The sequence below is a fragment of the Microbacterium jejuense genome, from assembly GCF_039544225.1.
Taxonomy (GTDB): Bacteria; Actinomycetota; Actinomycetes; order Actinomycetales; family Microbacteriaceae; genus Microbacterium; species Microbacterium jejuense.
Genome location: NZ_BAABLG010000009.1, coordinates 108,853 through 130,672, shown reverse-complemented (window position 1 = coordinate 130,672; position 21,820 = coordinate 108,853). Strand labels below are relative to the sequence as shown.

The window sequence follows — 21,820 nt, the reverse complement described above, 5'->3', positions numbered from 1 at the left end:
CCGTCATTGTCGTCGGGACGCTTTAGGCTGAGCGGGATGGATGCCGCGACCTCACCCGTGACCGCGTCCGCCGATGCGCCGTGGGGCGACGTGTGGGGGCAGGACGCCGCCGTCGCCGCGCTGCGGGAGGCGGCATCCGATCCTGCCGCGATGACGCACGCGTGGCTGATCACCGGGCCTCCGGGTTCCGGTCGGTCGACGCTCGCGCACGCGTTCGCCGCGGCGCTGATCGCCGAGCCGGGCGACGAGCGCACGATGCACCAGGTGCTCGCCGGCACCCACCCCGATCTGACCGCCCTGCGCACCGAAGGCGTGATCATCTCGATCAAGGACGCCCGCGCTCTGGTCGAGCGGTCGTACTTCGCCCCTTCGCTGGGGCGCTACCGGGTCATCGTGATGGAGGATGCCGACCGCATGGCCGAGCGCACCTCCAACGTGCTGCTCAAGGCGCTCGAAGAGCCGCCGGAGCGCACCGTGTGGGTGCTGTGCGCGCCGAGCGACGCCGACCTGCTGCCGACCATCCGCTCGCGCGTGCGGACGCTGCGCCTGCGTGAGCCGGACGTGGCCGATGTCGCCGAGCTCATCGTCCGCCGCAGCGACGTCGATCCGGCGATCGCCGAGCAGTCCGCCCGCCACGCGCAGCGGCACATCGGCATGGCTCAGCGACTGGCGACGGATGCCGACGCGCGCGCACGCCGCGACGCCACGCTCCGCGGCGTGCTGGGGGTCCGCGGCGTCGGCGACGCCGTCGAGGTCGCCGGGGCCATCGTGGCCGCCGCCACCGACGACGCGAAAGCGCTCACGGCCGAGCGCGACGAGGCCGAGCGGACGACCCTGCTGCGCACCGTCGGCATCGCCGAAGGAGCGGCGATCCCGCCCGCCGTGCGCTCCCAGCTGTCGGCGCTGGAAGATGAGCAGAAGCGCCGCGCCACGCGCAGCCTGCGCGACGGCATCGATCGGGTGCTCACCGACCTGGAGTCGATGTACCGAGACGTGCTGATGCTGCAGTTCGGGCGCGACGACGCGTCCGGCGGCGCACTCATCAACCGCGAGCTCGAACCGGACCTGCGCGCGCTCGCCGCTGCGTGGACGCCCGACCGCACCCTCACGGTCGTCGACCGCATCGGCGTCACGCGCGAGAACCTCGAACTCAACGCCGCCCCGGCTCTCGCACTCGAGAGCCTGCTCGTGACCGTCGCGAGCGGAAGGATCCCGTGAACCCGACCCGCCCCCGCAGCGCCCGCACCCGACTGATCGCCCGCACCGGAGCGGTCCTGGCCGGGCTGGTCGCGGCATCCCTCGTCCTCAGCGGATGCCTCTACTCGATGATCCCCGACGCCGAGCCGCGCCCCACGACGAGCAAGTCGCCCGACTCCGAGGGGGTCGCGGACGATCTGTTGCCGTACTACGAGCAGAAGATCGACTGGTCGACGTGCAACGGCTCGTTCGACTGCGCCACGATCACCGCGCCGCTGGACTGGTCTGACCCGTCCCGGGGCGACATCGACCTCGCCCTGATCCGCCATCGCGCCGAGGGCGGCGGCGAGCCGATCGGGTCGCTGCTGACGAACCCGGGCGGCCCGGGCGCGAGCGGCATCGCGCTCGTGCGCGACTCGGTCAGCTACGCCGTCGGGCAGCCGGTGCGTGACAAGTTCGATGTGATCGGCTTCGACCCGCGCGGTGTCGGCGAGTCCACCGCGGTGACGTGCTACGACGCGTCAGACATGGACGCGTACCTGTTCGACCTTCCGCAGAACAAGCGGGGGACGCAGGCGTGGACCGACGAGCTGCTGGCGAACCACAAGGCGTTCGGCGAGGCGTGCGACGCGAACAGCGACGGCATCCTGCCGTACATCACGACCGACAACTCGGCGCGCGACATGGATCTCATGCGCGCCGTGCTGGGCGACAAAGAGCTGTACTACCTGGGGTACTCGTACGGCACCTTCCTCGGCGCGACGTACGCGAAGCTCTTCCCCGACAAGGTCGGCCGCCTCGTGCTGGACGGCGCCATCGACCCGTCGATCCCGGGCCTCGACGTCGGCGTGTCGCAGGCCGTCGGGTTCGAGTCCTCCCTGCGGGCCTACATGGCCGACTGCCTGACCGACAAGGACTGCCCGTTCCGCGGCAGCGTCGACGACGCGATGGCCGACCTCGGCACGCTGCTGGCGAGCGTGGACGCCGATCCGATCCGCAACGCCGACGGGCGCGAGCTCGGCGCCGACTCGCTCATGACGGCGATCGTGGCGGCGCTGTACTCGCAGGACAGCTGGCCGTACCTGACGCAGGCGCTGACCGACGTGCTCGCGGGCAAGGCCGGGGTGGCGTTCCAGCTCGTCGACTTCTACTACAACCGCCAGGACGGGGCGTACCTCGACAACCAGACCGAGGCCTTCCGCGCCTACAACTGCATGGACTACCCGGTCGACGCGACCGACCAGGAGCAGGCCGACGCCGACGCGCTGCTCGCGGCCGAGGCCCCGACCATCGCGCCCTACTGGGACGGACCCGACCCGTGCGAGGTGTGGCCCTATCCCGCGACCGGTGTGCGCGAGCGGATCACCGCGGACGGCGCGGCGCCGATCGTGGTGGTCGGCACCACGAACGATCCCGCGACGCCGTACCAGTGGGCCGCGTCGCTGGCCGACCAGCTGTCATCGGGCGTGCTGGTCACGCGCGTCGGCGAGGGTCACACCGGCTACAACAAGGGCAACTCGTGCGTGGACGACGCCGTAAACACCTACCTGCTGGACGGCACGCCGCCCGAGGACGGTCTGCGCTGCGAGTGATCGCCGTCATGTGAAGGGGGTGGATGCCGTCGCGGCATCCACCCGCCATCGTCGAGCCGTCGGCTCGTCAGCGCCGCAGCACGCGCCGCGCGAGCCCGTTGCCGAGGAACTGCACGGCCTGCACGATGACGATGATCACGAGCACGGCCGCCCACGTCACCCACGGATTGAACTGCTTGAATCCGTAGACGATGGCGAACTCGCCCAGGCCCCCGGCCGCGACGGCGCCGGCGATGGCCGTCATGTCGACCAGCGCGACCACGATGAACGTGTAGCCGAGGATGAGGGGGCCCAGCGCCTCGCGCGGCAGCAGTCGCAGCAGGATGCGGGAGCGGCTCGCACCGGTGGCGCGCGCCGCCTCGATCACGCCGGGACGCACCGTGAGCAGGTTCTGCTCGACGATGCGGCTGATCGCGAAGAGCGATGCGATCGTGATCGCGAAGATGCCGAACTCGGGTCCGATGCCGGGGATGCCGAGCGCACGGGCGAGCGGCTGGACCGCCGCCAGCAGGATCACGAACGGGATCGGCCGGAAGAAGTTCACGACGACGTTCAGCGTGCCGAACAGGAACCTGTTCGGGAACAGGCTCCCGGGCCGCGTGGCGTACAGTGCAAGGCCGACGAAGAGGCCCGCGATGCCGCCGAACACGAGGCTGAGCGAGACGACGTAGAGGGTCTCGGCGGTCGCCTCCCACAGGTCGGGGAGCAGGTCGATGAGCCTATCCACGGGCGTCCTCCTCGATGAGCGGTGCGAACGCCGACACGGCGTCGATCGCCCGCTGGACGGCATCCGCCTCTCCGGTCAGCGCCAGCGTGAGATGGCCGAACACGCGGCCGCGGATGTCGTTGATGCCGCCGTGGACGAGCTCGAACCGCACACCGTGCGCGGCGAGCACCGCGAACACGTCAGCCTGCGTCGGGGCCGCGTGGCGCGGGTCCGCCGCCTCCCGGCTGCGCTCGCGGTCGCCGATCCTGCCGCCGTCGCCGATCTGCAGCGTGACGATGCGGCCCGGGTGGCGCTCCCGCAGCGTGCGCAGCTGCGGGCCCGACGGGACGTCCTCGATGATGCTGGCGACGAACCGCTGGGTGGCGCCGTGCTGCGGCGCCGAGAGGACGTCGAACACGTCGCCGCTCTCGATGATGCGCCCGTCCTCCATCACGACGACGCGATCGGCGAGCGTGCGGATGACGTCCATCTCGTGGGTGATGACGAGGATCGTGATGCCCAGCTCGTCGTTGACGCGCTTGAGCAGCGCCAGGACCTCCTGCGTGGTGTCGGGGTCCAGGGCGCTGGTCGCCTCGTCCGCGAGCAGGATGCGGGGGCTCGTGGCGAGGGCGCGGGCGATGCCGACACGCTGCTTCTGCCCGCCCGACAGCTGCTCGGGAAAGCTTCCGGCCTTGTCGGCGAGTCCGACGAACCGCAGCAGCTCGTCGACGCGCGCGGCGATCTCGGCCCGAGGACGCCGGGCGACCTCGAGCGGGTACGCGACGTTCTTCGCGACAGTCCGCGAGTCGAAGAGATTGAACTGCTGGAAGATCATGCCGATGTCGCCGCGCAGCGCGCGCAGCTCGCGCTCGCGCAGGTGCGTGATGTCGCGCCCATCGATCTCGACGGTGCCGGCGGTCGGCGTCTCCAGCGCGTTCACCAGGCGCAGCACGGTGCTCTTGCCGGCACCGGAGTATCCGATGATGCCGCACACCTCGCCGGCGGCGACGGTCAGGGAGACGTCGTCGACGGCGACGACAGGGGAGCCGTCCTTCGACGACGGCGGAAAGGTCTTGGTCACGCCGGTGAGGCGGATGAGGGTCATTCGGGCTCCTCCGGAAACACGCGTGTGCGGCCCGTTCGCTCGGACGCGATCGGGCCGCACGCGGCGGTGGTGCGGGTGTTACGAGTTGGCGCGGATGTCGTCCTCGACGTCGGACAGCGACGCGACGAGGTCGTCGACCGGGGTCTTGACGAGCACGGCGGTGCCGCCGGATGCCTCGACCACGCCATCGAGCACGGCCTGCGTGTTCTGGTAGATCTCGACGAGCTTGAGGTACGTCGGGTTGTCGGCATCCTCGGCCTTGGCTGCGAAGATGTTGATGTACGGGATGGCCGCGGAGTCGGACGGGTCGTCCTGTGCGATCGCATCCTCCGCGGTCAGATCGGCGTCCTCGAGGAAGTCGTTGTTGACGATGGCCGCCGCGACATCGGGCAGCGAGGATGCGGTGAACGAGGCATCCAGCGCCTCGACCTTCACCTTCGAGTCGGGCAGCACATCGGCGACCGTCGAGAAGGGCGAGCCGCCGTCCTCGAGCTCGATCAGGCCTGCCGACTGCAGCACGAGCAGACCGCGGGCCTGGTTGGACTCGTCGTTGGGCACCGCGACTGTCGCGCCGGCGGGGATGTCCTTCACCGAGTCGTACTGCGACGAGTAGAGGCCGAGCGGGTAGATCGCCGTCGCGCCGATGGGCTGCAGGTCGTCGTCGCTGTTGACGTTGTAGGTCGCGAGATAGATGACGTGCTGGAACTGGTTGAGGTCCAGCTCGCCCGCCGACAGCGCGGGGTTCGGCTGCGCGTACTCGGTGAAGTTGACCAGTTCGACGTCGATGCCTTCGTCGGCGGCGGCCTCGGTGAAGGTCTCCCAGTAGGGGTCGCCGGAGTTGACGACGCCGATGCGGACGGGCTTCTGCTCATCGGTGCTGCCGGCGGTGCCGGCCGCGGCATCCGTCCCGGTTCCGGCGCAGCCGGCGAGGGCGACGACGAGGGGCAGTGCGAGTGCTGCGGCGCCGATGAGCTTCTTGGGCGTGGACATGTGTGCGTGCTCCTGTGGATCGAGGCCCGTCGGGGCTTGTGACCGCGCGCGCGATCCACCGGACCGCGCACGCTTCGTCGCGGGCCGATTCGACCGTACGAGGCGCTGTCCGGATTCCCCGAACCGAGGCGTAACACGTCGACACCCTGCGGGCGCGGCGCCGTCATCGAGGGGAGGGGGATGCCGCGACCCGCCGTGGTTCGCGAGCACTCCGCAAACCCTGTAAGATCGTTGCTTGTGCATCGCGCAAGCGAAGCGCGCCACCTTAGCTCAGTGGTAGAGCATCCCACTCGTAATGGGAAGGCCGTCAGTTCAATCCTGACAGGTGGCTCCGATGTGAAAACGGCCGCAGATCTGCGGCCGTTTTCCGTATCCCAGAGGGGGAGGCGCGGTGCCCGACGCGATCGACGCCATCGCCGAGATCTTCTCGTGGATCGGTTTCGGCCTCGGCATCCTGCTCGCCGTCGTCGCGCTGATCATGCGCCTCGCGGACGGCACGTGGGTGCGCACGCAGGGCGTCGTCGACGACGGTCCTCACGGCCGGCTGGTGCGGTGGTTCGACGACCACGCCGGCGGTGTCGGGTCGGCGTACCTGACCCACGAGCAGGAGCATCGGATCGGCGCGTCCCAGACGGCCGAGATCTATGTGCGCCCGGGTCGCCCCGATCGGATGCGGCTGACCGCCGGTTCGCCCGCGGTGCGTGCCGTGACGCTGCTCGCGGCCGGTCTGCTGGCATTGGGCGTGATCGCCCTCGCGACCTCGCTGATCCTCCTGTTCGTACGCGGCTGAGCCGCAGCTGCGCGGGCGTGACCGACGCGATCAGGCGACGGCCAGCAAGCCCCCGGCGATGAGTGCGAGCGTCAGCCCGGCCCACTGCACCGCGGCGACGCGTTCGCGCAGCACGACGGCAGCCAGCAGGATCGTGCCCGCCGGGTAGAGCGCAGTGAGTGCCGACACGATCGACAGGTCGCCCTCACGCAGAGCGAGCAGCATGAGCGCGTTGGCCGCTGCATCCGCCACTCCGCAGGCGATCGCGAGCCACCACGCCCGGGCGAGTGACGGGATCGCCGCCACGCTCCCGGTCGTCGCGTGCTCGAGGTCGGCATGGCCGCTGGGTGTCGCGCCCAGCTGTGGACCCGACACCCGCAGGACCGAACGTGCCCGAGCACCGCGGCGCACTGCGGCCAGCGCCAGCACACCCACCACCACGGCGGTCACGACGGTGCTCGTCGCCCGGCTCGCGACGAGCGGGGCCAGGCCGCTGTCTTGCGAAGTCTGATCGATGATGATGAGGAATGCGCCGATCGACAGGCCGGCGCCGGCGGCCATCGCGATTCCGCGAGCAGTGGGGCGCACGATCTTCTCGCCCGGGATGAACCCCACGAGCACGACGGCCACGAGCGCGAGGCCGAGTCCGGCGTAGCCGATCGGCGCCAGCGTGTCGCCCTTCACGAGCAGTCCCCACAGCATGGGGGCGATCGCCGAGACGACGGCGGTCAGGGGCGACAGGATGCTCATGGGCCCGATCGCGAGGCACGCGTACAGCAGCGCGATCGCGACCACGCTGACGACGCCGCCGAGGACGCCCCACACGAGGTCGGCGGTGCGCCATTGGCCGCCGATCAGCGGCTGCACGAGCGCGAGCGCGACCAGTCCCGATGCCGCAGCGACCGCGGTCACCACGATCGAGCGGAGGCGTTTGGCAGAGAGGCCGCCGAGGAAATCGGCCGAACCGTAGACGAGGGCGCCGATCAGGGCGAGGGCGGCGGAGAGCATCGGGGGGAGCCTAGCGAACGGTGCGCCGGCGAGCCCTCGGACGGCATGTCCGCGCGAGTTGCATGCCGGACTGGAAAGCTAGATAAGCTAGCGATATGACGCAGCCTCACCACGCGAGACGAGTACCGACGAGATGGCTGCGGATCGGCATCCCGGTCCTTCTCGTTCTCATCTGGCTGGCAGCCGCGTCGATCGGCGGGCCGTACTTCGGGAAGGTCGACGAGGTCTCGTCGAACGACAGATCGACGTTCCTGCCCGAGAGCGCCGATGCGACCCAGGTGAATGGGCGTCTCGCGGACTTCCTGGGGGAGGAGAGCATTCCGGCTGTCGTCGTCGTGACCGGCGACGGCGCGCTCTCGGACGAGGACATCGCAGACGTGCAGACGTTCGTCGACGACGTCGCGGCCCTGGACGATGTCACCGGCGACGTCTCGCCGCCGATCGCCTCCGAGGACGGGGAGGCGGTGCAGGTCTTCGTGCCGATCGATGCGTCCGGCGAGGTGGGCGACACCGTCGCCGAGATCCGTGCGATGGCCGCGGACGATCTGCCTGACGGCCTCACCGCGTGGGTCACCGGCCCTGCCGGGTTCACCGCGGACCTCGTCGAAGGCTTCCTGGGCATCGATGGGCTGCTGCTGGGAGTCGCCCTCGGCGCGGTGTTCCTGATCCTCGTGATCGTGTACCGATCGCCGTTGCTGCCCGTCCTCGTGCTCGCGACGTCGATGTTCGCCCTGTGCGCGGCGCTGCTGACCGTGTGGTGGCTCGCCTACGCCGGCATCTTCGTGCTCAACGGGCAGGTGCAGGGCATCCTGTTCATCCTGGTGATCGGCGCAGCGACCGACTATGCGCTGTTGTACGTCGCGCGCTTCCGTGAGGCGGTCGCCACCGGTGCGCGCAGATGGGACGCCACCCTGACGGCGTGGCGCGGTGCCTTCGAGCCGATCATCGCCTCCGGCGGAACGGTCATCGCTGGCCTGCTGTGCCTGCTGCTGTCCGACCTCGCCACCAACCGCGCGCTCGGACCGATCGCATCGATCGGCATCGCGTTCTCGGTGCTGTCGGCTCTCACCTTCCTGCCGGCGCTGCTGGCCCTGTGCGGCCGTGCCGCGTTCTGGCCGTTCATCCCGAAGCACGCCGCGTCCGGCATCCCCGACGACCTGACGCAGCCGGTCAAGGGCCTCTGGCCGCGTCAGGCGCGCTTCATCGCGCGCCATGCGCGTGCGGTGTGGGTCGTGTGCACGATCGTGCTCCTGGCCGGCGCCGTGGGCATCACGCAGCTGAAGGCCGACGGCGTGCCGACCAGCGACCTGGTCCTCGGGACGTCCGAGGCGCGCGACGGCCAGGCGGTGCTCGCCGAGCACTTCCCGGCGGGCTCGGGGTCGCCGGTGTACGTCGTCGTGCCCGAAGCCGATCTCGCCGCGACCGTCGGCGTGCTCGACGACTCCGACGGCGTCGAGTCGGTCTCGGTCGCGTCGGCCGATTCGCCGACCGGACAGGCGGCGGTCGAGCTCGAGGGCGGCGAGCCGGTGTTCACCCCGGCCGGGCCGCCCGGCACCCCGGCGCCTGCGCCCACCGTCTCGGACGGCGACGTGCTCGTGATCGGGACGCTGACGGATGCCGCCGACTCCGTGGCCGCCGAGCAGACCGTGCGCGCGCTCCGCGTCGACCTGGACGACGAGCTCGGGGCCGGCACCGCGCTCGTCGGCGGCGAGACGGCGACCGACATCGACACGAACGACACCTCGACACGCGACCGTACGCTCATCATCCCCGTGATCCTCGCGGTGATCCTGGTGATCCTCATGCTGCTGCTGCGGTCGATCCTCGCTCCGGTGCTGCTCATCGCGACGGTCATCCTGTCGTTCGCGACTGCGCTCGGGGTCAGCGCGCTGGTCTTCGACGGCGTGTTCCACTTCGCGGGCGCGGATCCCGCCGTACCGCTGTACGGGTTCGTGTTCCTGGTCGCGCTCGGCGTGGACTACAACATCTTCCTGATGTCGCGGGTGCGCGAGGAGTCGCTCGTCCACGGGACCAGACCCGGCATCCTCCGAGGCCTCGTCGCCACCGGCGGGGTCATCACCTCAGCGGGTCTCGTGCTGGCCGCGACGTTCGCGGCGCTCGGGGTGATCCCGATCCTGTTCCTCGCGCAGATCGCCTTCATCGTCGCCTTCGGCGTGCTGCTCGACACATTCGTGGTGAGGTCGCTGCTGGTGCCCGCGCTGTCGTACGACATCGGCCGGGCGATCTGGTGGCCCTCGAGGCTGTGGCGAAGGGATGCGGTCCCCGCCGAGAGCGCCCCGGATGCGCCCTCGACGACGGCCGACGACGGCCATCCCCTCACCCGCGAGGAGTACCGGCGTACGCTCGAACCATGAGCAAGGCACTGTTCATCGTCGACGTACAGAACGACTTCACCGAGGGCGGCGCATTGGGCGTCGAGGGCGGAGACGCGGTCGCCCGAGGCATCTCGCAGTTCCTGGTGACGCATTCCGAGGACTATGCCGTGGTGATCGCCTCGCGCGACTGGCACGACGGTGACAACGACAACGGCGGGCACTTCGCCGCCGGCGAGCCGGACTTCGTCGACACGTGGCCCGTCCACTGCGTGTCCGGCACCGAGGGCGCCGAGTACGACCCGGGACTCGACCTCGCCGCGGTCACGCACCACGTCAAGAAGGGGCAGGGCAAGCCCGCGTACTCGCTGTACGAGGGCACGACCGACGACGGCGAGACCGTCTCACAGCTGCTCGACGCGCACGGCGTGGTCGACGTCGATGTGGTGGGCATCGCGACGGACTACTGCGTGCGGGCCTCCGCCCTGGATGCGATCGAGCACGGCCGCCACGTCCGCGTGCTCACCGACCTCGTGGCCGGCGTCGCGCCCGGGTCGAGCGAGGCCGCGCTGGCCGAGCTCGCCCATGCCGGCGCCGAGCTCGCGTCGGCGGCCGGCGTCTGAGGCGGGTGCCGTGCGGCGGGCCGGCCGGCCTCAGGCCGCCGGACCCGCCACCAGCGTGACCGCGGCGGAGTGCGACGCGCCGGACGCGTCGATCCAGGTGAGCGTCACGGTGGCACCAGGCTCGGAGGTGCCGAGCGCTGCCGTCAGGGCATCCGCGTCCGCGATGGCGGTGCCGTCGATCGCGGTGATCGTGTCGCCGGCGGTAAGCCCGGCGGCGGCCGCCGGGGTGCCGTCGATCGCCCCGGCGATCAGCGCGCCCGCCGTCGCGGAGCCGCCGTACCGGTACCCGGCGGGCACGCGCGCCACCTGCACGCCGAGGAACGCCGGGTAGCCGATCGTCACGCCGTCGGTCTCGGTGCCCTCGAGGATCTGATCGGCGATCGTCAGCGCGTCCTCGATCGGGACCGCGTAGGCCACGGTCGTCACCGAGCCGCTCGAGGCCGCCGTCGTCATGCCGACCACTTCTCCCTCGTCGTCGAGCAGGGCGCCGCCCGAGTCGCCCGAGACCACATCGGCGGCGAACTCGATCATCCCGTCGAGTGTCTCGCCCGCCGTCAGCCCGTCGGAAGAGGTCGTCACGGTGGAATCGAGCTCGGTGATGCGCCCGTCGGCGGCCATCAGGACGCCGCCGCCCTCGGCGTTGCCCACCGCGGTCACGGCATCGCCGACCGCCTCGGCATCGTCGTCGATCGTGACTGTCTGCAGGCCACTCGCGCCCTGCAGCTGGAGCAGGGCGACGTCGTTCGTGGAGTCGGTGCCGACCACGGTCGCGGTGTAGGTCTGGCCGGTCGCCGCGACCGTCACCGAGATCTCGGTCGAGCCTTCGACCACGTGGTTGTTGGTCAGCACGAGCCCGTCGGCGGTGAGCACCATGCCGGTGCCGGCGGCCTGCGCGTCCTCGTACCCGAGTGAGGTCTCGATGATCACGACCCCGGTGGCCTCGGACGAGTCCGCCGTCGATGCGAGTGTCTGCGTCGACCCGCCGGTGCTCGACGAGCCGCCGTACCGGGACCCGTGCGACCCGTATGAGCCGTACGGCGAGCTGCCCGTGCCCGGAGAGGAGGGGAGGGATGCTGCCACCGTCGTCGCAGCGGCGCTCCCGGTGCTCGCGGCCGCAGCGAGGGGGGCGGCCAGGGCGAGCGACCCCGCCATCACGAGACCGGCGCACGCGAGCGCCGTGCGTCGTCGGTACCACGGTGCGGCGGACGCCGAGGGTGTGCGGTCGGCGCTCGGCTCGGGTGTGCGGTGTGTGAACATGATGCCCTCGCTCTCTCAGGACTCCATCGCAGCACCGGACGCCGTGAGCGGCCGATCCGGTGCCTATGCGCCGGTTATGGATCGATGCGCCGCCGGACCGCTAGCCTCTGGATCGTGACCACCATCCGTGCGCTGCTCCCCGCCGATCGCGACGCCTGGCTGCCGCTGTGGCGCGGGTACCTCGAGTTCTACGAGACCGAGCTCTCCGACGAGCAGACGGCGCTCACATGGAACCGGCTCGTCGATCCGCAGTTCCCGATCCACGGTGCCCTCGCCATCGGCGACGACGGCACCGCCCACGGGCTCGTGCACTGGCTCACCCATGCGGCGACGTGGGCGGCCGAGCCGTACTGCTATCTGGAGGATCTGTTCGTCGACCCCGCCGCACGCGGAGCCGGAGCCGGGCGCGCACTCATCGCGCACGTCGCGGCGTGGGCCGACGCCCACGGCTCGCCGAAGGTCTACTGGCTCACCCAGGAGACGAACGCGACGGCGCGGACGCTGTACGAGAGCGTCGCCACGCACACCGGCTACGTCCACTACCAGATCGGACTCGGCGCATGACCGACAGCACGCCGGCCGCTGCGCCGGAACGGCGCACCGGCGACCTCATCGCGACGCTGCTGCTCATCGGCTTCTCGGTGGGCGTCGCCGTGGTGATGTTCTTCGTCTCGCTGCTGTGGGCTGTCGGCGCGTACGACAACACGCTCGCGATCGTGCTCGGCGGCTACGTGCCGCTCGCGCTCTGCGTGCTCGGCAGCATCGGCGGCATCGTGGCGCTCTCGCGCAGGCGCCTGGCGTTCTGGTACCCGCTGATCGCCCTCGTGCTCAGCCTCGTCGTGTGGCTCATCGCGCTCGCGCTCGCCCGCTGACGCCCCGCATCCGGCACCGCGCGACAGCGAGGCGACGGGACTAGACCATCCGCCGGACCCCCGTCAAGACCGGTTCGCGTCAGCGCGCCCGGTGCCATCGTGTGTGGTGCACACGAAGGGACCGGTGGAGTGAAGCGCATCAGGCGGTCGCTGGTCGGGCTCGTCATCGTCGGCGCACTCGCGTCGGGATGCGCGGCCTCCGCGGCGGACATCCAGCCGATGGCCGCCGACGCGCTCTCGGCTGCACGGTCCGCGGAGCTCGGCATCCGCATCGACGAGGCGGGACGGACCTTCGCCACCACTGCCCGGGTCCTGCTCGACGACATGGCGGCCCGGCTCGGCGAAGTGATCGCGCAGCTGGAGCAGACGCAGACGGCGGATGCCGCGGCGGAGCTCGCACGGACCCAGGCGCTCGCTGCCTCCCGTGAAGCCGTCGACGCCGTCCACCGTGCGCAGCAGGGGGATGAAGCGGCCGCCGTGGACGCGCTGAACGCGGCCATCTCGGTGCTGGACGAGCTGGCGGGGGAGTGATGAAGAAGCTCTTCGCCGTCGCATTGGGCATCCTGACCGCCATCGGCGGCTTCGTGGACATCGGCGACCTCGTCACCAACGCGGTCGTCGGATCGCGTTTCGGGATGGGACTGACCTGGGTCGTGCTGATCGGGATCGTCGGCATCTGCGTCTACGCCGACATGTCAGGGCGCGTCGCCGCGGTCAGCGGACGAGCCACGTTCGAGGTCATCCGCGAACGGCTGGGACCTCGAGCAGGTCTCGCCAACCTTGCGGCGTCGTTCCTGATCAACCTGCTGACCCTCACCGCCGAGATCGGCGGCATCGCGCTCGCTCTCCAACTGGCCGCGGGGGTGGGGCCGGGGATGTGGATCCCTGTCGCCCTGTTCGCGGTGTGGATCGTGGTCTGGCGCACGAAGTTCTCGATCATGGAGAACGTCGCGGGGATCCTCGGCCTCAGCCTCATCGTGTTCGTCGTGGCGCTGTTCCTGCTCAAGCCCGACTGGGGGACGCTGGCCACGCAGGCGGTGCAGCCATGGACCGAGTCGTCGGGGCATCCGCTGTCGTACTGGTACTTCGCCGTCGCGCTGTTCGGCGCCGCCATGACCCCGTACGAGGTGTTCTTCTTCTCGTCGGGGGCGGTCGAAGAGGGGTGGACGGTGAAGGACCTCTCCACGGAGCGCGCCAACGTGCTGGTCGGGTTCCCGCTCGGCGGCATCCTCTCGCTCGCGATCGCCGCGTGCGCCTCCGTCGTGCTGCTGCCGAAGGCGATCGAGGTGACCTCGCTGTCGCAGCTCGTCCTGCCGGTCGCCGAGGCGGGCGGAAAGCTCGCCCTCGCGTTCGTGATCGTCGGAATCCTCGCCGCGACGTTCGGCGCCGCCCTGGAGACCACCCTTTCCAGCGGCTACACGCTGGCGCAGTTCTTCGGATGGAGCTGGGGCAAGTTCCGCCGTCCCGCGCAGGCTGCCCGGTTCCATCTGTCGATGATCATCTGCCTCCTCGTCGGCGGCGGGATCCTCGCCACAGGCGTCGACCCGGTGGCGGTGACCGAGGTCTCGGTCGTGTTCTCGGCGGTGGCGCTGCCGCTGACCTACTTCCCGATCCTCGTCGTCGCGAACGATCCGGAGTACATGGGTGACGCCGTGAACGGCCGGGTGCGCAACGGACTGGCCGTCGTGTTCCTCGCGGTCATCCTGGTCGCCGCGACCGCAGCGATCCCGCTCATGATCATCACGGGGATGGGCTCATGAGACGAGCACGCGCGCCGCAGCATCCCCTCGACTGGTACCAGGACCCGGACGGCCGCGCCGTCGACGCACGGCTGCACCTGCTGGACCGTCAGATGCTCGACCGCGACGATCTTCCCGTCAGCACCGTCGACGACGTCGAGATCGAAGGGGTGGAGATGGGGGAGCCGGTCGATCATGAGCGACCCCCGACGGTGGCGGCGATCCTCGTCGGCGCCGCGGTGCTGCCGCGGGTGTTCGGCGGGAGCATGCCCCGCTCGCGATGGGACCGCATCGAATGGAGTCACGTCCGCCGCCTGGGCACCGTCATCCGCATCGACGCACAGGCGGACGAACTCGATGCCACGTGGCTCGAGCGCTGGATCCGCGACCGCGTGATCGCCCGCATCCCCGGAGGCCGCCATGCTCCTGAGTGAACTGCTCGACATGCCGGTGATCGACGCGGACGGCACACGGCTCGGCACCGTCGTGGACGTGCGGTTCCGCCGCGGCGCCCGACGCCGGGACCACGAGGGCGACATCGCGCTCATCGCGCTCATCGTGAGCCCGCACAGCCGGCTGTCGATGTACGGGTACGAGCGCGGCCGGGTCAATGGGCCCGCCGTCGTGGCCCGCGTGATCGAGTGGCTTCATCGCGCGTCCCGCCTGATCCCGTGGGAGTGTGTGGCGCGCGTCGACCGCGATGCTGTCGTCCTCGGTGTCGCGGCACCGCGGATTCCGCTGAACGCCCGGCGCGGCATCCCCGATTCCTGAGGTGGACGCGAGCGAGCGTCAGCGCTTCCTGGTGTTCGTGCTGCCGCTCGTGACGCTCTTCGCGGACTTGTCGGACGTGCGGTCGCGCGTGCCGACCGGCGCCCACCCGCGCTGGATGCCGCGCGCCGTGGTCGGCCGTCCGTCGCGCGAGCGGTACACGATGTAGGGGCGGAAGAGGTAATGCACGGGCGCCGTGAACGCGTGCACGAGCCGGGTGAACGGCCACAGCATGAACAGCACCATGCCGATGAGGGTGTGCAGCTGGAAATCGAGCGACGCCTGGCTCATCGACGCGATGTCGGGCTGGAACACGAACAGCGACCGGAACCAGGGCGCCACCGTGTCGCGGTAGGTGAGCTCCTGGTGCGGGCCGATGACGCCCAGCACCGTGGTGGCCAGGCCTGCGACGATCGCGGCGACCAGCACGACGTACATCGTCTTGTCGTTCTTCGTGGTCGCCATGAACACCGGGCCCGTGGTGCGGCGCCGGTAGATCAGGATGCCGACGCCGACGAGCGTCGCGAAGCCGGCGACCGAGCCGAGGCCGAGAGCGGCGAGGTGGTACATCTCGTCCGAGATGCCGAAGAAGTCCGTCCAGGCCTTGGGGATCACCAGGCCCGCGACGTGGCCGATCACGACGACGAGGATGCCGAAGTGGAACAGCGGCGAGCCGATGCGCAGCAGCCGCGATTCGTACAGCTGCGATGACCGGGTGGTCCAGCCGAACTGGTCGTATCTGTAGCGCCAGATGGTGCCGCCGACCAGCACCGCCACCATGATGTAGGGGAGGATCCCCCACAGGAACAGATCCATCAGCGTCCTCCGACCGGGTGGAGCGGCAGCAGCCGCGGGTCGTGCGCGTCGAGCCCGACCGTCTCGCGTGGGGGGCCCGCGGCGGCCATCGCCATCGCCTGCTGGCGGTCGGCGGGGGAGCGGCCGGGAAGCGTGTCGCACACCGCCGCGACGACGCCGGCGTACGGGGAGCCGCGTTCGGCGAGGGCGATGCGGATCAGCTCCAGGCTCGGGCGGTACTCCTGCAGCACGGCGGTGCCCTCGCGCGGCGCGTGCCGGGCGAACTCCAGCACGAGCGGCAGGTAGTCCGGGAGTTCGCCGGTGCCGTCCAGCTGCAGCCCCGTCTCGCGGTATCGGCGCTTGAGGTCGGCGAGCACGGCGCCGCGGCGCCGGGTGTCGCCGTCGGTCCAGTAGCTGAGGTACAGCGCGTGCCGTCGCGACATGTCGAATGTGTCGACGTAGGCGGCCTGCACCTGCGATGCAGGCGTGCCCGCCCACCACTCCAGGAGCGGGGCGAAGGATGCCGCAGCCCGGGGCGCTGACTCCCGCAGCGCCCGCTCCACCAGGCGTGCCGAGCCGAGGACGGTGTCGTCGGGATAGCTCAGGCACAGCGATGCGGCCTGGTGCACCACCGCGGAGCTCATGGCGACCCTCCGTCGGCGGAGTCCTTCGCGCCCTTGGCGGGGAACAGCCCCGAGGGCGTGCCGTTGCCGTCCCAGTTGAGCAGGTTGACGCGGCCGCGCAGCGACTCGCTGCTGGCGGCGACATCGGCCGTCTGGCGGTCCTTCAGCGCCTGGAACGTCTCGACCGCGACCGGCACCGGCCGGCCGCTCGCTTCCCCGAAGGGTCCGGACTCCGATCCGTACGCGCCGCCGTCGAAGTCGAGCGAGCAGCCGAGCTCCTCCAGCTCATGGGCCCGCTCGTAATGCGCGGTGGGGATGACGTAGCGGTCCTCGTACTTCGCGATCGCGAGCAAGCGGTACATGGCGTAGATCGACTCGCCGGTCATGCCCACCGCCTCGGGGATCGACTCGTCGCGCTCGCGGTCGAGCGTGATGTCGCGCAGGTACGAGCGCATGGCCGCGAGCCGCCACAGGACCGCCGTGATGATGTCGGTGTCGCCGGCCGTGAACAGCTCCGCCAGGTACTCGACGGGGATGCGCAGCGCCTCGATCGCGCCGAACAGCGTGCCCGCCGACTCGGCGTCATGACCCTGATCGCGCAGCAGGTCGACGATCGGCGACAGCGGCGGGATGTACCAGACCATCGGCATCGTGCGGTACTCGGGGTGCAGCGGCAGCGCGACCCGGTACTTCTTGGCCAGGGCGTACACCGGCGACCGGCGGGCGGCATCCATCCAGTCCTCGGGGATGTCGCCCTGCGCCCGGGCCGCCGCGATCACCTCGGGGTCGTCGGGGTCGAGGATCAGGTCGAGCTGCGCCTCGTACAGGTCCTTCTCATCGGGCGTGGCCGCGGCCTCGGTGACACGGTCGGCGTCGTACAGGAACAGTCCCAGGTAGCGCAGGCGACCGACGCACGTCTCGGAGCACACCGTCGGGATGCCGACCTCCAGGCGCGGATAGCACAGCGTGCACTTCTCGGCCTTGCCGGTCTTGTGGTTGAAGTAGATCTTCTTGTACGGGCAGCCCGTGATGCACTGGCGCCACCCGCGGCAGCGGTCCTGATCGACGAGCACGATGCCGTCCTCGGCGCGCTTGTAGATCGCGCCCGACGGGCATGAGGCCATGCACGAGGGGTTCAGGCAGTGCTCGCAGATCCGCGGCAGGTAGAACATGAACGTCTTCTCGAACTGCAGCTTGATGGCGTCCTCGGACTCGCGCCGCACCTTCTGGACGATCGGGTCGAGATGGCCCATCTCGCTCGCGCCGCCGAGGTCGTCGTCCCAGTTCGCCGACCACGTGATCTGCGTGTCTTCACCCGTGATCAGCGACTTCGGCCGCGCGACCGGGAAGTCGTCGCCGAGCGGCGCGTCGATCAGCGTCTCGTAGTCGTACGTCCACGGCTCGTAGTAGTCCTCGAGCTTCGGCTGCACGGGCGACGAGAAGATCGAGAACAGGCGCTTCGCACGGCTGCCGGTGCGCAGTGACAGCCGTCCGCGCTTGTTGAGCGTCCAGCCGCCGCGCCACTGCTCCTGGTCCTCGTACCGGCGCGGGTAGCCCTGGCCGGGACGGGTCTCGACGTTGTTGAACCACACGTACTCGGTGCCCGCCCGGTTCGTCCACGCCTGCTTGCACGTGACCGAGCAGGTGTGGCATCCGATGCACTTGTCGAGGTTCATCACCATGCCCATCTGGGCCATCACGCGCATCAGAACACCACCTCCTGGCTGCGGCGGCGCACCGTGGCCACCATGTCGCGCTGGTTGCCGGTCGGCCCCAGATAGTTGAACGCGTACGACAGCTGCGCGTACCCGCCGATGAGATGCGTCGGTTTCACGAGCAGGCGTGTGACGGAGTTGTGGATGCCGCCACGCCGGCCGGTCGCCTCGGACTTGGGCACGTCGATCGTGCGCTCCTGCGCGTGGTGCACGTAGACCACGCCGGTCGGCATGCGGTGCGACACGATCGCCCGGGCCACGAGGACGCCGTTGGAGTTGACGCACTCGACCCAGTCGTTGTCGGCGGCGCCGATGGCGGCGGCATCGGCCGGACTCATCCAGACCGTGGGGCCGCCGCGCGAGAGCGACAGCATGAACAGGTTGTCCTGGTACTCCGAGTGGATCGACCACTTCGAGTGCGGCGTGAGGTAGCGCACCACGACCTGCTGCGAGCCGTCCGGGCCGAGCTTGGGCTCGCCGAACAGGCGGTGCATGTCCAGCGGCGGGCGATAGATCGGCAGCGCCTCGCCGAGGTCGCGCATCCAGGCGTGGTCGAGATAGAAGTGCATGCGACCGGTCAGGGTGTGGAAGGGCTTCAGGCGCTCGATGTTGACGGTGAACGGCGCGTACCGGCGGCCGCCCGTCTCGGAGCCCGACCATTCCGGCGAGGTGATGACCGGGACGGGGGCGGCCTGGGTCATCGCGAACGTGATCCGCTTCTCCTCCGACCCCTCGGCGAGGTCGACGAGCGGCTTGCCGACGCGCTTCTCGAGCGTGCGGAAGCCCTGCGCCGCGAGTTCGCCGTTCGTGGTGCCCGAGAACGCCAGGATCGCCTCGGCGAGCTTGACGTCGGTGTCGAGGGCGGGGCGCCCGTCGGCGGCGCCGCCGAGCATGACACCGGTCTTCTGCGCCAGCACCTCGACCTCGTGCGTCAGGTCGTACGTCACCGCCTTGGTCGTGAAGCCGAGGGTGTCGGCGAGCGGCCCGACGGCCCCGAGCTTGTCGGCGATCGCCGTGTAGTCCCGTTCGACCACGGTGAACTGCGGCATCGTCCTTCCGGGGATGCCCGTCGCGTCGCCGCGCGACCAGTCGCGGACCTCGCCGCCGGGCTGCGCCGTCTCGCCGGGGGTGTCGTGCTGCATGGGCACCGACACCAGGTCGCGCCGCGTGCCGAGGTGCGTGCGCGCCTGCGCCGAGAACTCGGTGGCGATCGCGTGGAAGAGCTCGAAGTCGCTCTTGGCCTCCCACGGCGGGTCGATCGCCGGGGTGAACGCGTGCACGAACGGGTGCATGTCGGTCGAGGACAGGTCATGCTTCTCGTACCAGGTGGCCGCGGGGAACACGACGTCCGACAGCAGGGTGGTGGACGTCATGCGGAAGTCCGCCGAGACCAGCAGGTCGAGCTTGCCCTCGGGGATCCGGTCCCGCCACTTCACGTCGTTCGGGCGGACGCTGGCCTCGTCCGTGGCCATCACGTTGCTGTGGGTGCCCAGCAGGTACTTGAGGAAGTACTCGTTGCCCTTCGCGCTGGATCCCATGAGGTTCGAGCGCCACAGCGTCAGCAGGCGCGGCCAGTTCTCGGGCGCGTCGATGTCGGAGATGGCGGGCCGCAGCTCACCCGACTCGAGCTGCGAGACGACGTAGGATGCCGCATCCGCCGCCTCGCCGGAGGCCACCGCTTCGTCGGCCCGGTCGGCCAGATCGAGCGGGTTCACACCGAACTGCGGGTAGAACGGCATCCAGCCGAGCCGCGCGGACTGCGCGATGGTGTCGGCGGTGTGCATGCCGGTGAGATTGCCCTCGGCCAGCGGCGAGGCGAGCGCGTCGGCCGAGTAGCCGTCGAAGCGCCACTGGTCGGTGTGCATGTACCAGTACGCCGTGCCGATCATGGTGCGCGGCGGACGGCTCCAGTCCAGGGCGTTCGCGAGCGACAGCCAGCCGGTGATGGGGCGGCACTTCTCCTGGCCGACGTAGTGCGCCCAGCCGCCGCCGTTGCGCCCCATCGCGCCGGTGAGGATCAGGAGCGCCAGGATCGCCCGGTAGGTGGCATCCCCGTGGAACCACTGGCAGATGCCGGCGCCCATGATGATCATCGACCGGCCCTGCGACTCGGCCGAGTTCGCCGCGAACTCGCGCGCGATGCGGATGGCCGCCTGCGCCGGCACGCCCGTGATCTCTTCCTGCCATGCCGGCGTGTACGGCGAGTCGGCGTCGTCGTAGTCCGTGGGCCACTCGCCGGGAAGTCCCTCACGGCCCACGCCGTACTGCGCGAGCATCAGGTCGAGCACGGTGGTGACGAGGATGCCGTCCACCCGCGTGGCCGGGACCCCGCGGTGCAGGACGCCGCCCTCGCCGTCGGCCGAGTCGAACCGGGGGAGCAGCACCTCGGCCTTCTCGGTCGCAGTGCCCGCGGGGAGGTCGCTCACCGACAGCGCCGGCTCCACTCCCTCGAGGTCGAGGTTCCAGCGGCCTTCGCCGGACGGCGCGTAACGGAAGCCCATCGACCCGTTGGGGACGCGCGGCTGGCCGTTCGCGGCATCCAGCACCACCGTCTTCCACTCGTCCTCTGCGGTGTCGCCGCCGAGATCCTTCGATGTCAGGAAGGCGCCGGGGACGAAGGCGCCGTCGCGCTCGACCAGCCGCACGAGGTGAGGCAGGTCGGTGTACTGACGTGAGAAGTCCGCGAAGAAGGGCACGCGCCGATCGACGTAGTTCTCCTTCAGCACGACGTGGCCCATCGCCATCGCGAGCGCTGCGTCGGTGCCGGCCTGGCATGGCAGCCACTCGTCGGCGAACTTCGTGTTGTCGGCATAGTCGGGGCTGACGGTCACGACCTTCGTGCCGCGGTAGCGCACCTCGGCCATCCAGTGCGCGTCGGGCGTGCGGGTGACGGGGACGTTGGAGCCCCACATCATGAGGTAGGTGGCATCCCACCAGTCACCCGACTCGGGCACGTCGGTCTGGTCGCCGAACACCTGCGGGCTCGCGACCGGCAGGTCGGCGTACCAGTCGTAGAACGAGGTCATCACGCCGCCGATCAGCTGCGTGAAGCGGGTGCCGATGCAGTGCGACACCATCGACATCGCGGGGATCGGCGAGAATCCCGACACCCGGTCGGGGCCGTACTCCTTGATGGTGTGCACATAGCCGGCGGCGACGAGCTCGACCGCCTCCTGCCAGCTCGCGCGCACCAGCCCGCCCTTGCCGCGCGCCAGCTGGTAGCGGCTGCGCACGCCGGGATCGGTCGTGACCTCGTGGAAGGCCTCGACGGGGTCCTTGCCGCGCGCCTTCGCGGAGCGGTAGGCGTCCAGCAGCACGCCACGGACGTACGGGTAGCGCACGCGGGTGGGGGAGTAGGTGTACCAAGAGAACGCAGCCCCGCGGGGGCAACCGCGGGGCTCGTATTCGGGGCGATCGGGACCGACGCTCGGATAGTCGGTCTCTTGCGCCTCCCACGTGATGATGCCGTCCTTGACGTACACCTTCCACGAGCACGACCCGGTGCAGTTCACGCCGTGTGTCGAGCGGACCACCTTGTCGTGGCTCCACCGGTCGCGGTAGAAGACGTCGCCCTCACGGCCGCCCTTGAGGAACGCGGCCCGATGATCGTCGGTCTCGTCCCACTTGGTGAAGAATCTCCCCGCCGCGAGAAGCGCGTCGGAAGCCGGACCGTCCACACCGATCTGGGGCGTCATGTCTCGGACCCTAGCGAACCGTCCGGCGAACGC

The 21,820-nt window shown here is 70.3% G+C and carries 20 protein-coding genes and 1 tRNA gene; 12 read left to right on the top strand and 9 right to left on the bottom strand.

All coding sequences use genetic code 11. The annotated features are described in order from the left end of the window. Positions 1 to 36: 36 nt before the first annotated feature. The gene (locus ABEA46_RS16475) at positions 37 to 1,218 is read left to right on the top strand and encodes a DNA polymerase III subunit delta' (RefSeq protein ID WP_345545978.1); all 1,182 of its coding nucleotides are present in this window, start codon (positions 37 to 39) and stop codon (positions 1,216 to 1,218) included. Beyond that, the gene (locus ABEA46_RS16470) at positions 1,215 to 2,789 is read left to right on the top strand and encodes an alpha/beta hydrolase (RefSeq protein ID WP_345545977.1); all 1,575 of its coding nucleotides are present in this window, start codon (positions 1,215 to 1,217) and stop codon (positions 2,787 to 2,789) included. Before ABEA46_RS16475 ends, ABEA46_RS16470 begins: the two co-directional genes overlap by 4 nt. Before the next feature lie 67 nt (positions 2,790 to 2,856). Here the strand turns inward: ABEA46_RS16470 and ABEA46_RS16465 are convergent, their stop codons facing one another. The 3 genes from ABEA46_RS16465 to ABEA46_RS16455 all read right to left on the bottom strand — a co-directional run bounded on the left by ABEA46_RS16465 (position 2,857) and on the right by ABEA46_RS16455 (position 5,590). Then, complete coding sequence (locus ABEA46_RS16465; RefSeq protein ID WP_345545976.1) at positions 2,857 to 3,516, bottom strand: methionine ABC transporter permease; 660 nt, start codon at positions 3,514 to 3,516, stop codon at positions 2,857 to 2,859. Then, complete coding sequence (locus ABEA46_RS16460; protein ID WP_345545974.1) at positions 3,509 to 4,600, bottom strand: methionine ABC transporter ATP-binding protein; 1,092 nt, start codon at positions 4,598 to 4,600, stop codon at positions 3,509 to 3,511. The genes ABEA46_RS16465 and ABEA46_RS16460 overlap by 8 nt, the downstream gene beginning before the upstream one ends. Positions 4,601 to 4,678: 78 nt before the next feature. Then, a complete protein-coding gene (locus ABEA46_RS16455; RefSeq protein ID WP_345545972.1) occupies positions 4,679 to 5,590 on the bottom strand; it encodes a MetQ/NlpA family ABC transporter substrate-binding protein in 912 nt (303 codons plus the stop codon). A gap of 259 nt (positions 5,591 to 5,849) precedes the next feature. On the opposite strand from ABEA46_RS16455, the gene ABEA46_RS16450 reads away from it, so the two are divergent. Both ABEA46_RS16450 and ABEA46_RS16445 read left to right on the top strand, forming a co-directional pair. Continuing rightward, a tRNA-Thr gene (locus ABEA46_RS16450) sits at positions 5,850 to 5,921 on the top strand. Between the two features lie 60 nt (positions 5,922 to 5,981). Further along, on the top strand, positions 5,982 to 6,380 hold the full coding sequence (locus ABEA46_RS16445; protein WP_345545971.1) for a hypothetical protein: 399 nt from the start codon (positions 5,982 to 5,984) through the stop codon (positions 6,378 to 6,380). 30 nt (positions 6,381 to 6,410) lie between these two features. Here the strand turns inward: ABEA46_RS16445 and ABEA46_RS16440 are convergent, their stop codons facing one another. Further along, a complete protein-coding gene (locus tag ABEA46_RS16440; protein WP_345545970.1) occupies positions 6,411 to 7,367 on the bottom strand; it encodes an EamA family transporter in 957 nt (318 codons plus the stop codon). A 95-nt stretch (positions 7,368 to 7,462) separates the two neighbouring features. On the opposite strand from ABEA46_RS16440, the gene ABEA46_RS16435 reads away from it, so the two are divergent. Together ABEA46_RS16435 and ABEA46_RS16430 are read left to right on the top strand one after the other, a co-directional pair. After that, positions 7,463 to 9,742 carry an MMPL family transporter gene (locus ABEA46_RS16435; RefSeq protein ID WP_345545969.1) on the top strand — a complete coding sequence of 760 codons (2,280 nt, stop codon included), beginning with the start codon at positions 7,463 to 7,465 and terminating at the stop codon, positions 9,740 to 9,742. Continuing rightward, the gene (locus ABEA46_RS16430) at positions 9,739 to 10,323 is read left to right on the top strand and encodes an isochorismatase family protein (protein WP_345545968.1); all 585 of its coding nucleotides are present in this window, start codon (positions 9,739 to 9,741) and stop codon (positions 10,321 to 10,323) included. Before ABEA46_RS16435 ends, ABEA46_RS16430 begins: the two co-directional genes overlap by 4 nt. Before the next feature lie 30 nt (positions 10,324 to 10,353). Here ABEA46_RS16430 and ABEA46_RS16425 read toward each other — a convergent pair whose 3' ends face one another. Then, positions 10,354 to 11,580, bottom strand: a complete 1,227-nt coding sequence (locus ABEA46_RS16425) for a S1C family serine protease (RefSeq protein ID WP_345545967.1) — start codon at positions 11,578 to 11,580, stop codon at positions 10,354 to 10,356. Between the two features lie 114 nt (positions 11,581 to 11,694). Between ABEA46_RS16425 and ABEA46_RS16420 the strand changes: the two genes are divergently transcribed. The 6 genes from ABEA46_RS16420 (at position 11,695) to ABEA46_RS16395 (ending at position 14,962) form a co-directional block, all read left to right on the top strand. Further along, on the top strand, positions 11,695 to 12,144 hold the full coding sequence (locus ABEA46_RS16420; protein WP_345545965.1) for a GNAT family N-acetyltransferase: 450 nt from the start codon (positions 11,695 to 11,697) through the stop codon (positions 12,142 to 12,144). Further along, positions 12,141 to 12,452 (top strand): hypothetical protein, encoded by a 312-nt coding sequence (locus tag ABEA46_RS16415; RefSeq protein ID WP_345545964.1) that lies wholly within the window; start codon positions 12,141 to 12,143, stop codon positions 12,450 to 12,452. Before ABEA46_RS16420 ends, ABEA46_RS16415 begins: the two co-directional genes overlap by 4 nt. A 129-nt stretch (positions 12,453 to 12,581) precedes the next feature. Further along, positions 12,582 to 12,983: a hypothetical protein gene (locus tag ABEA46_RS16410; protein WP_345545963.1), complete on the top strand. Its 402-nt coding sequence runs from the start codon at positions 12,582 to 12,584 to the stop codon at positions 12,981 to 12,983. Beyond that, a complete protein-coding gene (locus ABEA46_RS16405; RefSeq protein WP_345545961.1) occupies positions 12,983 to 14,212 on the top strand; it encodes an NRAMP family divalent metal transporter in 1,230 nt (409 codons plus the stop codon). Before ABEA46_RS16410 ends, ABEA46_RS16405 begins: the two co-directional genes overlap by 1 nt. Then, positions 14,209 to 14,625 (top strand): hypothetical protein, encoded by a 417-nt coding sequence (locus ABEA46_RS16400; RefSeq protein WP_345545959.1) that lies wholly within the window; start codon positions 14,209 to 14,211, stop codon positions 14,623 to 14,625. The genes ABEA46_RS16405 and ABEA46_RS16400 overlap by 4 nt, the downstream gene beginning before the upstream one ends. After that, the gene (locus ABEA46_RS16395) at positions 14,612 to 14,962 is read left to right on the top strand and encodes a PRC-barrel domain-containing protein (RefSeq protein ID WP_345545958.1); all 351 of its coding nucleotides are present in this window, start codon (positions 14,612 to 14,614) and stop codon (positions 14,960 to 14,962) included. The genes ABEA46_RS16400 and ABEA46_RS16395 overlap by 14 nt, the downstream gene beginning before the upstream one ends. Before the next feature lie 18 nt (positions 14,963 to 14,980). On the opposite strand, the gene narI is transcribed toward ABEA46_RS16395, so the two are convergent. From narI to ABEA46_RS16375, 4 genes are read right to left on the bottom strand one after another with little or no spacing between them, the layout of a single operon-like run. Next, positions 14,981 to 15,775 carry a respiratory nitrate reductase subunit gamma gene (narI, locus tag ABEA46_RS16390; RefSeq protein ID WP_345545957.1) on the bottom strand — a complete coding sequence of 265 codons (795 nt, stop codon included), beginning with the start codon at positions 15,773 to 15,775 and terminating at the stop codon, positions 14,981 to 14,983. Continuing rightward, positions 15,775 to 16,398, bottom strand: coding sequence for a nitrate reductase molybdenum cofactor assembly chaperone (gene narJ, locus ABEA46_RS16385; protein WP_345545955.1), 624 nt, complete (start codon positions 16,396 to 16,398; stop codon positions 15,775 to 15,777). Before narJ ends, narI begins: the two co-directional genes overlap by 1 nt. Next, on the bottom strand, positions 16,395 to 18,083 hold the full coding sequence (gene narH, locus ABEA46_RS16380) for a nitrate reductase subunit beta (protein WP_345545954.1): 1,689 nt from the start codon (positions 18,081 to 18,083) through the stop codon (positions 16,395 to 16,397). Before narH ends, narJ begins: the two co-directional genes overlap by 4 nt. Next, on the bottom strand, positions 18,083 to 21,787 hold the full coding sequence (locus ABEA46_RS16375) for a nitrate reductase subunit alpha (protein ID WP_345545952.1): 3,705 nt from the start codon (positions 21,785 to 21,787) through the stop codon (positions 18,083 to 18,085). Before ABEA46_RS16375 ends, narH begins: the two co-directional genes overlap by 1 nt. Positions 21,788 to 21,820: the final 33 nt, after the last annotated feature.